At 72.2% G+C, this 9,173-nt stretch carries 8 protein-coding genes and 1 pseudogene; 8 read left to right on the top strand and 1 reads right to left on the bottom strand.

The genetic code is table 11. The features are described 5' to 3' along the window. Positions 1–95: 95 nt before the first annotated feature. From ACWGIH_RS04655 to ACWGIH_RS04640, 4 genes and pseudogenes are all read left to right on the top strand, one after another. A pseudogene (locus ACWGIH_RS04655) lies at positions 96–851 on the top strand (substrate-binding domain-containing protein); the annotation flags it as partial. A 39-nt stretch (positions 852–890) separates the two neighbouring features. Further along, complete coding sequence (locus ACWGIH_RS04650) at positions 891–2,261, top strand: alpha/beta fold hydrolase (RefSeq protein WP_453443075.1); 1,371 nt, start codon at positions 891–893, stop codon at positions 2,259–2,261. 39 nt (positions 2,262–2,300) lie between these two features. Further along, on the top strand, positions 2,301–3,053 hold the full coding sequence (locus tag ACWGIH_RS04645) for a PIG-L deacetylase family protein (RefSeq protein WP_453443073.1): 753 nt from the start codon (positions 2,301–2,303) through the stop codon (positions 3,051–3,053). 74 nt (positions 3,054–3,127) lie between these two features. Beyond that, positions 3,128–3,964 (top strand): enoyl-CoA hydratase/isomerase family protein, encoded by an 837-nt coding sequence (locus ACWGIH_RS04640; RefSeq protein ID WP_453443072.1) that lies wholly within the window; start codon positions 3,128–3,130, stop codon positions 3,962–3,964. Between the two features lie 28 nt (positions 3,965–3,992). On the opposite strand, the gene ACWGIH_RS04635 is transcribed toward ACWGIH_RS04640, so the two are convergent. Continuing rightward, complete coding sequence (locus tag ACWGIH_RS04635) at positions 3,993–4,928, bottom strand: SDR family oxidoreductase (RefSeq protein ID WP_453443071.1); 936 nt, start codon at positions 4,926–4,928, stop codon at positions 3,993–3,995. 132 nt (positions 4,929–5,060) lie between these two features. Here ACWGIH_RS04635 and ACWGIH_RS04630 point away from each other — a divergent pair, with 132 nt between their 5' ends. The 4 genes from ACWGIH_RS04630 to ACWGIH_RS04615 all read left to right on the top strand — a co-directional run bounded on the left by ACWGIH_RS04630 (position 5,061) and on the right by ACWGIH_RS04615 (position 9,058). Further along, the gene (locus ACWGIH_RS04630) at positions 5,061–5,708 is read left to right on the top strand and encodes a helix-turn-helix domain-containing protein (RefSeq protein WP_453443070.1); all 648 of its coding nucleotides are present in this window, start codon (positions 5,061–5,063) and stop codon (positions 5,706–5,708) included. Between the two features lie 79 nt (positions 5,709–5,787). Next, positions 5,788–6,756 (top strand): NADPH:quinone oxidoreductase family protein, encoded by a 969-nt coding sequence (locus ACWGIH_RS04625; RefSeq protein WP_453443068.1) that lies wholly within the window; start codon positions 5,788–5,790, stop codon positions 6,754–6,756. Then, entirely contained in the window at positions 6,753–7,934 is a 1,182-nt protein-coding gene (locus tag ACWGIH_RS04620; RefSeq protein ID WP_453443066.1) for an acyl-CoA dehydrogenase family protein, read from the top strand. Before ACWGIH_RS04625 ends, ACWGIH_RS04620 begins: the two co-directional genes overlap by 4 nt. After that, entirely contained in the window at positions 7,931–9,058 is a 1,128-nt protein-coding gene (locus tag ACWGIH_RS04615) for an acyl-CoA dehydrogenase family protein (RefSeq protein WP_453443065.1), read from the top strand. Before ACWGIH_RS04620 ends, ACWGIH_RS04615 begins: the two co-directional genes overlap by 4 nt. Positions 9,059–9,173: the final 115 nt, after the last annotated feature.

Raw genomic sequence — 9,173 nt, 5'->3', positions numbered from 1 at the left:
GGGGGGGGGGCCCCCCCGTCTCGGGGGGGGTGGTGGGGCTCCTCGCGCCAAAAAGCTGTGGCGGGCCGGGCCGGCGGCGCCGGGGGCGGCCCCCGCGCGACGCGGGGCTGCGCGTCATGATGTGCAACAGCGGACAGAGCCCCTCCGAAGAGGCCGAGTATCTGGCGCTCTTCGCCGAACAGCGGGTACGCGGTGTCCTGCTGACCCCGGCCGACGCGACGGGCCGCAACATCGAGGCCTTCCGCAGGCACAACATCCCCTTCGTCCTGGTCGACCGCGTCGCCGAGGGCGCCACCGAGTGCTCCGTCTCCGTGGACGACGTCCTGGGCGGGGCGCTCGCGGTGCGCCATCTCCTCGACACGGGGCACCGCAGCATCGCGTACGTGAGCGGCCCGCCCGGACTCAACCAGGTCAAGGACCGCAGGGAAGGGGCGCTGCAGGCCCTCGCCGAGGCCGGTCTGCCCGCTTCGGCGCTGCGGGAACTGCCCACCGAGCGCCTCGACGTGGCCGCCGGGCGTGACGCGGGCGCCCGCGTCCTCGGCCTCGCCGAGCGGCCGACCGCCGTCTTCTGCGCCAACGACCTGCTCGCTCTGGGGGTGCTTCAGGCGATGTACGCGGCGGGGGTGAGTGTGCCCGAGGACATCGCCATCGTCGGCTACGACGACATCGAGTTCGCCGCCGCTGCCGTCGTCCCGCTCACCTCGGTGCGCCAGCCCGCCATCAAGATGGGCGCGATGGCCGCGGAACTCCTCCTGGAGGAGACCGAGTCGGACACCGACGACCATGATCACCGGCGGGTGGTGCTCCAGCCGGAGCTCGTGGTGCGACGATCCAGTCTGGCGCCCCGCTGACCGCGCCCATGCACTGAAGACCCGCTGACGACCCGCGCGATGGGTGTGCTGAACTGGGGCGAAGCGTCCCGTTCCGCATTCGCCCCAGGAGCCCTCTTGACCGCCACCGCCTCCTACCGTCAGCCCGGCGTCGTCCTCACCGACCACCGCTTCTCCGTGCCCCTCGACCACGACGACCCGGCGGGGGAGCGGATCGAGGTCTTCGCCCGCGAGGCCGTGGCGAGCACGCACGGGGACCACGGGGCCGACCTGCCGTGGCTGGTGTACCTCCAGGGCGGCCCGGGATTCGGGGCCAACCGCTTCGTGGGCAAAGAGGCGTGGCTCGGCAGGGCCCTGCAGGACTACCGGGTACTGCTCCTCGACCAGCGCGGCACAGGCAGCTCCACCCCGGCCACGCGCCAGACGCTCCCGCTGCGCGGCGGCCCCCGTGAACAGGCCGACTACCTGACGCACTTCCGCGCCGATTCGATCGTCCGCGACTGCGAGCTGATCCGGCGCGAGCTGACCGGCGGCGCCCCCTGGACCGTCCTCGGCCAGAGCTTCGGCGGCTTCTGCGCGACCCACTACCTTTCGGCGGCCCCCGAAGGACTGCACACCGCCATCATCACCGGCGGGCTGCCCGCACTCGACGGCCACGCCGACGACGTCTACCGCGCCGCCTATCCGCGCATGGAGCGCAAGACCGCCGCCCACTACGCCCGCTACCCCCAGGACGTCGAGCGCGCCCGCCGCATCGCCGCACACCTCGCCGAGCACGAGACGGTGCTCGACGGCGGCTACCGGCTCACCGTCGAGGCGTTCCAGTCCCTCGGCATGCTGCTCGGCATGAGTGACGGCAGCCACCGCCTCCACTACCTCCTCGAAGACGCCTTCGTGCGGACCCCGGCGGGGCACACGCTCTCCGACGCCTTCCAGGAAGCCGTACAGACCGCCCTCTCGCACCGCGGACACCCGCTCTTCGCCCTGCTGCACGAGACCATCTACGGCCAGGGCGAACGCCCCACCGACTGGTCGGCCCAGCGGCTGCGCGGCGAGTTCCCGCAGTTCGACCCCGGCAAGGCGCTCGCCGGGGACGCGCCGCTCCTCTTCACCGGCGAAGCCGTCCAGCGCTGGCAGTTCGACTGCGACCCGGCCCTGAGGCCGCTGCGGGAGACCGCCGACCTCCTTGCCGCGCGCACCGGTTGGGCGCCGCTGTACGACACGGCGCGCCTGGCCGCGAACGAGGTGCCGGCCGCCGCCGCGATCTACCACGACGACATGTACGTCGACACCGGCCACTCGCTGCGCACCGCCCGTTCCATCCGCGGCCTGCGGACCTGGGTCACCGACGAGTACGAGCACGACGGGCTCCGGGTGGGCTCGCCCCGCGTCCTGGACCGGCTCCTCGCCCTCGCGAGGGGCGAGGCCTGAGCCCTCCGCGACAGGGTCCCGCGAAGCTAGGCTGCGGGCATGACAGAGCCGTTGAACGAGAACGACCAGCTCACGCCCATGCCCGAGGACTGGCAGCGGGCCCTCGCCGTCGTCGCCCACCCCGATGACCTGGAGTACGGCTGCTCGGCCGCGATCGCCGGGTGGACGGACGGCGGCCGTGAGGTCTCCTACCTGCTGGCCAGCCGCGGCGAGGCGGGCATCGACACGCTTGAGCCCGCCACGTGCGGCCCGCTGCGCGAGCGCGAGCAGCGGGCGAGCGCGGCCGTCGTCGGCGTGTCGACCGTCGAGTTCCTCGACCACAGGGACGGCGTGATCGAGTACGGGATCACGCTGCGCCGGGAGATCGCCGCCGCGGTCCGCAGGCACCGGCCCGAGCTCGTGATCACGCTGAACCACCGCGACACGTGGGGCGGCGTCGCCTGGAACACCCCGGACCACGTCGCCGTCGGCCGCGCCACCCTGGACGCCGTGGCCGACGCGGGCAACCGCTGGATCTTCCCCGAGCTGATCGAGGAGGACGCGCTCGAACCCTGGAACGGCGTGCGCTGGGTGGCCGTCGCCGGTTCCTCGTCGCCCACGCACGCCGCGGACGCCACGGCGGGGCTCGAACGGTCCGTGCGCTCGCTCCTCGAACACCGCACGTACATCGAGGGCTTGACCCAGGAGGACCCCGAGAAGTACTGCCGGGAGTTCTTGACCGGCAACGCGCAGCGCGTGGCGCCGCGTTTCGGCGGGAAGCCCGCGGTGTCCTTCGAGGTCTTCAGCCGTTGAGCCCGCGCCACTAAGCTGACGGCGCGTCACATCACTGACGGGCCGTCAGAAACGTAGGCAGGAGCTGGTGCTGGATGATCGACACCATCGGCACGGACATCCCGGAGGGTGAGGAGCGGCTGCGCCTCGACATCGAGGACGGCATCGGCGTCCTCACCCTCTGCCACCCGAAGAAGCTCAACGCGTGGAGCTGGGAGTCCACGCGCCAGTTGGGCATCTTCGCCGACCGGATCCGTTTCGACGACTCGATCAGGGTGGTGCTGCTGCGGGCGGAGGGGCGGGCCTTCTGCGCGGGGATCGACATCACCGCGCACGTCGGCGGTGCCATCGAGGGCCGTTCGGGCTCCGAGCGCACGCGCAACTACTACGAGGCCCTGCGCTGGGTCCATGAACGCTTCCGCGCCTTCGCCGGTCTCCCGCAGCCCATCGTCGCCGCCGTGCAGGGGTACTGCCTCGGGTTCGGCTTCGAACTCGCGCTGATGGCGGACGTACGGATCGCGTCCGACGACGCGGTGTTCGCGCTGCCCGAGGCGCAGATCGGGGTCGCGGTGGACGCGGGCGGCGATCTGCGCATCGCGCGCGAGGCCGGTGCGGGCTGGGCCAAGCTGCTCTCGCTCACCGGGCGCCGCATCGACGCGGCCACAGCTGAACGGCTGCGGCTCGTCCAACTCGTCACTCCCGTCGACGAGGTGACCAAGACGGCCCGTGAGATCGCCGCGGAGATCGCGGCGAACGGCCCGCTGGCCGTCCAGGGCATCAAGCGGGGCATCGACGCGTACGCGGACGCGGGGATGGACGCGGCTCTCGACCGGGTGGCGATGAACGCGGCGATCACGCTGACGTCCGAGGACTCGCGTGCCGGGTACGCGGCGAAGGGGGAGCGGCGGGCCGCCGCCTTCGAGGGGAAGTAGGGCCCGCCGCGGCTCTCGTGAGGTGGCGCTACGCCTCGAAGGGGCCCCGCCCCAGCTGCTCGCGCACGGTCACCACCTCCGGGCTCACCAGGCCCCTGCGCTGCCAGTTCGCGCCGTCGACGACCAGGGTGTGCCCGGTGATGAACCGCGCGTAGGGCGAGGCCAGGAAGGTCGCGGCCCAGCCGAGTTCGCGCGGGGCGCCGACACGCAGGGCCGGCTGGCGCGATCCCAACTCCCCCCGAAGGGAGCTCGGTTCGCGTCCCTCCGTGCTCGCGGCCCGGTCGAGGTTTCCGCGGATGTCGGCGGTCATGTCCTCGTGCGGCATCAGCCCCGGCACCAGGCCGTTGACCTGGATCCCGTACGGGCCCCACTCCACCGCCAGGCTCTCGACGAGGCTCTTCACGCCCGCCTTGGCCGCCGCGCTGTGCGCGAAGCCGGGGCCGCCCGTCCACGCGTACGACGCCCCGATGTTGATGACGGAGCCGGGTGTGCCCGCCGCGAGGTGGCGGCGGGCGAATTCCCGCGTCATGAAGAACGTTCCGTTCAGCGTGATGTCCACGACCGAGCGCCACGCGTTCGGGGACATGTCCTCGGCGGGCACGGGGAAGTTCGCCGCCGCGTTGTTGACCAGGACATCCGGCAGGCCGTACGCCTCCTGAGCCGCGTCGAAGACCTCGGCGACGCGCTCCGGGTCCCGGATGTCACATGGGGTGGCCGCCACCCGCCCGCCGAGTCCCGCGAGTTCGTCCCGCGCCGCCTTCAGCCGCTCTGCCTTGCGGCCGGCGATCACGAGATCCGCCCCGAGCCGCGCGAACTCCGTGGCGATCGCCTTGCCGAGGCCACTGCCGCCGCCGGTCACGAGGACGACTGATCCGTCGTACGTCCCCGCGGGCAGGGCGCTCGTGCCGGGCGGGGCGGGGGCCGGGAGTCCCGGTGGCGTGCCATCGCTCATATGGGCCGTCATGACGGCATCGATACCGCGTCATGCGCGAAAGCTCCATGCTCGTGCGCACGTCGTGCCGCCGGCCCGCAGCGGGAGCTGTCCCGGCAATGGTGCGTTATTGACAATCTCCTTTGCTGATCCTGCAATGGAGGTATGGCAAAGAACGAGACAGCGGGCAAGGCGGCGGATGTGGCGGCGAAGGGTGACGACGGCGCGAATCTGGACGGCGTGCTGGCCGAGGTGGGCCCTCGGCTGCGGAGGATCCGCAAGGAGCGCGGCGCGACGCTCGCGGGCCTCGCGGAGGCCACCGGGATCTCGGTGAGCACCCTGTCGCGCCTGGAGTCCGGGGGGCGCAAGCCCAGCCTCGAACTCCTGCTCCCCATCGCTCGCGCCCACCAGGTCCCCCTGGACGAGCTGGTCGGCGCCCCGCCCGTCGGCGACCCGCGGGTCCGGGCCAAGCCGATCGTCCGGCACGGCCGCACGATGGTCCCGCTGACCCGCCAGCCCGGCGGTCTCCAGGCGTACAAGGTGTTCGAGCCCCAGCGTTCCACGGAGCCCGACCTCCAGACCCACGAGGGATACGAGTGGCTGTACGTGCTGTCCGGCCGGCTGCGTCTCGTACTCGCCGATCATGACGTGATCCTCACGGCGGGCGAGGCGGCGGAGTTCGATACGCGGCTTCCGCACTGGTTCGGGTCCACGGGGGAGGGGCCCGCGGAATTTCTCAGCCTGTTCGGGCCGCAGGGCGAGCGGATGCACGTACGGGCGCGGCCCTCCCGGCAGAAGCGCGAAACGGACTGACGAGACGGTTCCCCTGCCTGCAAGCGACCGCTTAGTATGCGACGGAGCCCGGTCTACGAAAGCCCCGTGGAGGCCCCGCATGCAGGCATGGCAAGTGCACCAGAACGGCGAGCCGAGCGCGGTGATGCGCCTCGAAGACGTGGACCGGCCGGTGCCCGGCGAGGGACAACTGCTCCTCAAGGTCCGCGCCGCCAACATCAACTTCCCGGACGCCCTGCTCTGCCGCGGGCAGTACCAGGTCACGCCCCCGCTGCCGTTCACGCCCGGCGTGGAGATCTGCGGCGAGACCGAGGACGGGCGGCGCGTGATCGCCAACCCCGCTCTTCCGTACGGCGGCTTCGCCGAGTACGCGATCGCGGACGCGGCGGCCGTGCTGCCCGCACCCGACGCCCTGGACGACGCCGAGGCCGCCGCGCTGCACATCGGCTACCAGACGGGCTGGTTCGGACTCCACCGCCGCGCACACCTCCAGGAGGGTGAGACCCTCCTGGTGCACGCGGCAGCCGGTGGCGTCGGCAGCGCCGCCGTCCAGCTCGGCAAGGCGGCGGGCGCCAAGGTCATCGGTGTCGTCGGCGGCGCGGCGAAGGCCGAGGTCGCGCGGGAGCTCGGCTGCGACCTGGTCATCGACCGGCGTACGGAGAACGTCATCGGCGCGGTGAAGGAAGCGACCGGCGGCCGTGGCGCCGACGTCATCTACGACCCCGTGGGCGGCGACGCGTACACGCAGTCCACGAAGTGCGTCGCCTTCGAGGGGCGGATCATCGTCGTCGGCTTCGCGAGCGGTGTCATCCCGACACCCGCGCTCAACCACGCCCTGGTGAAGAACTACGCGGTCCTCGGACTGCACTGGGGTCTCTACAACGCCAAGGACCCGCAGGCCATCCTCCGCTGCCACGAGGAACTCACCCAGCTCGCGGCCAAGGGCGCCATCAAGCCGCTCATCAGCGAGCGCGTGCCGCTGAGCGACGCTGCCGCCGCCGTCCAGCGGGTCGCGGACGGCGTCACCACGGGGCGGGTGGCCGTGGTCCCCGCGGGAGGCGACGCATGACCGATGCCGCCGAACTGCGTCTGCGCACCCAGGAGTTCCTCGCCGCGAATCCGCCGGCGGCGACGGAACGAGCGGCCTTCCTGAAGGCCCGCTTCGATGCCGGTCTCGCCTGGGTGCACTACCCGGCAGGGCTCGGCGGTATCGGGGCTCCGCGTTCCCTGCAGGCTGTCGTGGACGCCGAGTTGGAGGCCGCGGGCGCGCCCGACAACGACCCGCGCCGCATCGGGATCGGCCTCGGCATGGCCGCGCCGACCATCCTGCGCTTCGGCACCGAGGAGCAGAAGCGGAACTTCCTGCGTCCGCTGTGGGTCGGCGACGAGGTGTGGTGCCAGCTCTTCAGCGAGCCGGGCGCCGGGTCCGACCTCGCCGCCCTGGGCACCCGCGCCGTCCGTGACGGCGATGCCTGGGTGGTCAACGGGCAGAAGGTGTGGACGTCCGGCGCGCACGCCGCCCGCTGGGCCATCCTCATCGCCCGCACCGACCCCGAGGTGCCCAAGCACCGAGGCATCACGTACTTCGTCTGCGACATGACCGACCCGGGCGTCGATGTCCGCCCGCTGCGCCAGATCACCGGCGAGGCCGAGTTCAACGAGGTCTTCCTCACCGACGTACGCATCCCGGACGCGCACCGCCTGGGCGAGATCGGCGACGGCTGGAAGGTCGCGCAGACCACCCTCATGAACGAGCGCGTGTCCATCGGCGGCAGCCGCATCCCGCGGGAGGGCGGCATGATCGGCCCGGTCGTCGAGGTCTGGCGCGATCGTCCCGAGCTGCGCACGCACGATTTGCACCAGCGGCTTCTCAAGCTGTGGGTCGAGGCCGAGGTCGCCCGGGTCACCGGGGAGCGCCTGCGGCAGCAGCTCGTCGCGGGGCAGCCGGGTCCGGAGGGCTCGGGCATGAAGCTCGGGTTCGCCCGTCTGAACCAGGAGATCAGCGGCCTGGAGGTGGAACTCCTGGGCGAGGAAGGGCTGTTGTACGAGGACTGGACGATGCGGCGGCCCGCGAAGGTCGACTTCGTCGGCCGTGACGCGGGCTATCGCTATCTGCGGGCCAAGGGCAACAGCATCGAGGGCGGCACGAGCGAAGTGCTGCTCAACATCGTCGCCGAGCGCGTGCTCGGACTGCCCTCCGAGCCGCGCACCGACAAGGACGTCGCCTGGAAGGACCTCGCCCGATGAGTACGCAGACCGCACAGAGCCCGCAGCCCGCGCCGCGCGACCTGCTGTACTCCGAAGAGGAGGAGGCGCTGCGCTCCGTGGTGCGCGGCCTCCTCGCCGACCACTGCGACGCCACCGCCGTGCTCGCCCGCACCGAGACCGCGGAACCGCACGACCGCGAGCTGTGGAAGGCGCTCACGGACGGCATGGGGCTCGCGGGCCTGCTCGTGCCCGAGAGTCTCGGCGGTCAGGGAGCCACGCACCGCGAAGCCGCCGTCGTCCTGGAGGAGTTGGGCCGCGCGGTGGCGCCCGTGCCCTATCTGACCAGTGCCGTCATCGCGACCGAGACGCTGCTGGCCTGCGACGGCGACGCGGCGAGGGAACTCCTCGCCGCGCTCGCCTCGGGACGCACGATCGGCGCGCTCGCCGTGCCGTTGACCACCGCTCCCGGCGGCGCCCTGCCCGACGTACGGGTGGAGAGTGGTGCCCTGCACGGCAGCGTCACCGGTGTCGCCGACGCGGTCGCCGTCGACGTGCTTCTCGTGCCGACGGACGCGGGGCTGTACGCGGTGGACGCGGCCGACGCAGGTGTGAGCGTCGCGCCCCAGACCTCGCTCGACCTGACACGGCCGCTGGCCACCGTCACCTTCGAGGGGGCACGCGCGCGTGCGGTCGGCCCGGAGGCCGCGCCCGCCGTACGGCGAGGGCTGCGGGCAGGGGCCGGACTCCTCGCGTCCGAGCAACTGGGCCTCGCCGACTGGTGCTTGACCGAAACGGTCCGGCACACGAAGGAGCGGCACCAGTTCAACCGCCCGGTCGGGTCCTTCCAGGCGCTCAAGCACCGCCTGGCCCAGCTCTGGCTGGAGGTGGTCAACCTCCGTGCCGCCGCTCGCAACGCGGCCGACACCCTGGCCGCCGGAGACGAGGACGCCGATGTCGCGGCGGCTCTCGCGCAGGCCTACGCGTCACCGGCCACGGTGCACGTCGCCGAGGAGGCGCTCCAGCTGCACGGCGGCATCGGCATGACGTGGGAGCACCCCGTCCACCTCTACCTCAAGCGGGCCAAGGCCGACTCGATCGCGCTCGGCACGGTGGGGCGCCACCGGGAGGAGCTGGCCGCCCGCGTGCATCTGCCGGCTCCCTGACCCCTCCCGGGACCCGGGCACCGTGATCCACTCGGTATGGACCGCACGTTTTACCCACCCATTACATGAGGCATAATTGCGACCCGTTCGCAATAACGTTTGATCTTCAGTAGGG

This window comes from Streptomyces sp. NPDC054872 (assembly GCF_053610705.1).
The sequence above is the reverse complement of the archived record's forward strand: the minus strand, read 5'-3'. Positions and strand labels throughout refer to the sequence as shown.

Coding starts and splice junctions, on each gene's coding strand:
- ACWGIH_RS04650 (WP_453443075.1), top strand. CDS start 891: ATGGGTGTGCTGAACTGGGGCGAAGCGTCCCGTTCCGCATTCGCCCCA.
- ACWGIH_RS04645 (WP_453443073.1), top strand. CDS start 2,301: ATGACAGAGCCGTTGAACGAGAACGACCAGCTCACGCCCATGCCCGAG.
- ACWGIH_RS04640 (WP_453443072.1), top strand. CDS start 3,128: ATGATCGACACCATCGGCACGGACATCCCGGAGGGTGAGGAGCGGCTG.
- ACWGIH_RS04635 (WP_453443071.1), bottom strand. CDS start 4,928: ATGACGGCCCATATGAGCGATGGCACGCCACCGGGACTCCCGGCCCCC.
- ACWGIH_RS04630 (WP_453443070.1), top strand. CDS start 5,061: ATGGCAAAGAACGAGACAGCGGGCAAGGCGGCGGATGTGGCGGCGAAG.
- ACWGIH_RS04625 (WP_453443068.1), top strand. CDS start 5,788: ATGCAGGCATGGCAAGTGCACCAGAACGGCGAGCCGAGCGCGGTGATG.
- ACWGIH_RS04620 (WP_453443066.1), top strand. CDS start 6,753: ATGACCGATGCCGCCGAACTGCGTCTGCGCACCCAGGAGTTCCTCGCC.
- ACWGIH_RS04615 (WP_453443065.1), top strand. CDS start 7,931: ATGAGTACGCAGACCGCACAGAGCCCGCAGCCCGCGCCGCGCGACCTG.